Genomic DNA, 2,106 nt, shown 5'->3' with positions numbered 1-2,106 from the left:
CCACAACGTTGTGGCCCTTTTCGGAATTAATGCAGTTTACGCGTAACCGTAGCTCATCAGACGCTGGTAACGACGGTTTTTCAGATCGTCTTTGCTTAACACGTCGAGATCGGCGAGATCGGCCAGCAGTTGTGCTTTCAGGGACGCAGCCATCACTTCCGGATTGCGGTGTGCGCCGCCTAACGGTTCCGGAATGATAGAGTCGATAAGCTTCAGCTCTTTCAGACGCGGGGCAACAATTCCCATCGCTTCTGCGGCCAGCGGTGCTTTGTCGGCGCTTTTCCACAGAATTGAAGCACAACCTTCCGGGGAGATAACGGAATAGGTGCTGTATTGCAGCATATTCACTTTATCGCCTACACCGATCGCCAGCGCGCCACCGGAACCACCTTCACCGATAACGGTGCAGATTACCGGTACGCTCAGACGCGACATTTCACGCAGGTTACGCGCGATCGCTTCTGACTGACCACGCTCTTCCGCGCCCACACCCGGGTAAGCCCCTGGGGTGTCGATGAAGGTAATGATCGGCATGTTGAAACGCTCGGCCATTTCCATCAGACGCAGCGCTTTGCGATAGCCTTCCGGCGCTGGCATGCCGAAATTACGGCGAATCTTTTCTTTGGTCTCACGGCCTTTCTGATGACCAATGATCATCACCGGACGGCCATCCAGACGCGCGATACCGCCGACAATAGCTTTATCATCCGCATAGGCACGATCGCCCGCCAGCTCATCAAATTCATCAAACGCCAGGCGGACATAATCCAGGGTGTACGGACGCTGTGGATGGCGCGCCAGTTGGGCTACCTGCCATGCGCCAAGATCGGCGAAGATTTTACGCGTCAGTTCTACGCTTTTTTCACGCAGGCGATGCACTTCTTCATCGATGTTAATATCCAGTTTCTCATCCTGACGGCTAACCGCAGTCAAAGAATCGATTTTTGCTTCCAGCTCTGCAATCGGCTGTTCAAAATCAAGGAAATTCAGACTCATAGTATTCCTGTATTAGTCAAACTCCAGTTCCACCTGCTCCGAACCAATAAGGCCACGGAGATCGTTTAGCAAACGATCGCTCGGAGAGACACGCCACGTCGCGCCAAAACGCAACCGCGCACGTGCATCCGCCCTCTGATAGTAGAGATGTACTGGAATTGTCCCCGAGCGGTGGGGTTCCAGAGACTGACGGAGTCGGTTTAAAAGCTGGTCATCAATTTGCCTGTCCGTCAGCGAGATAGCAAGCCCGCGAGCATATTTTTCCCGGGCTTCGTCAATATCCATGACTTCACGGGCCATCATTTTAAGCCCGCCGCTGAAGTCATCAAAGCTGACCTGTCCGCTGACGATAAGTATGCGGTCTTTTTCCAGCAATTGCTGGTATTTATCCAGAGCATCGGTAAACAACATAACTTCCAGACGTCCGGAACGGTCATCCAGTGTACAGATGCCGATACGATTGCCGCGCTTGGTGACCATTACCCGCGCAGCAATGACGAGCCCCGCAGCCGTGGTGACTTTACCACGTTCTGTCGGATGCATGTCTTTCAGCCTGTAGCCTCCGACATAGCGCTCAATTTCTTTTAAATACTGGTTGATGGGGTGTCCCGTCAGGTAAAGCCCCAACGTTTCACGCTCACCATCTAATACCACCTGCTCCGGCCACGGTTGGCAACTGGCATAGGATTGTTCAATTTGCTCCGGTTCTTCCGCCAGCACGCCAAACATATCGGCCTGACCGATGGCTTCGGCTTTTGCATGCTGATCGGCGGCTTTTAGCGCATCGTTGAGCGAATTCATCAACGCCGCGCGATGCGGGCCAAGGCGATCAAACGCCCCGGACATGATTAGCTTTTCCAGCACCCGGCGGTTAAGTTTTTTGATATCCGTGCGCGCACAGAGATCAAACAGCTCACGGAAGTAACCGCCTTCGTTACGCGCCTCAATAATAGCTTCAATTGGTCCTTCACCCACGCCTTTTATCGCGCCGATGCCATAAACAATCTCGCCATCATCATTCACGTGAAAATGGTAAAGCCCGGAGTTGATATCCGGCGGCAGGATTTTGAGTCCCATACGCCAGCATTCATCTACCAGCCCGACCACTTT

2 protein-coding genes are annotated in these 2,106 nt (G+C 53.2%); both read right to left on the bottom strand.

The window, feature by feature from the left end; all coding sequences use genetic code 11:
- Positions 1 to 36: 36 nt before the first annotated feature.
- Complete coding sequence (gene accA, locus FDW94_RS11455) at positions 37 to 996, bottom strand: acetyl-CoA carboxylase carboxyl transferase subunit alpha (RefSeq protein ID WP_003829164.1); 960 nt, start codon at positions 994 to 996, stop codon at positions 37 to 39.
- Positions 997 to 1,008: 12 nt separating this feature from the next.
- The coding region (locus tag FDW94_RS24155; protein WP_249358452.1) for an OB-fold nucleic acid binding domain-containing protein at positions 1,009 to 2,106 on the bottom strand (1,098 nt) is incomplete at its 5' end.

This window comes from Citrobacter sp. wls757 (genome assembly GCF_005280935.1).
GTDB lineage: Bacteria > Pseudomonadota > Gammaproteobacteria > Enterobacterales > Enterobacteriaceae > Citrobacter > Citrobacter portucalensis.
Note: the sequence above shows the minus strand (reverse complement) of the source record. Positions and strands in the feature narration are given on the sequence as shown.

What these genes read in the sequence shown, in the direction of transcription:
- accA (WP_003829164.1), bottom strand. Translation starts at nt 996, where the DNA reads ATGAGTCTGAATTTCCTTGATTTTGAACAGCCGATTGCAGAGCTGGAA.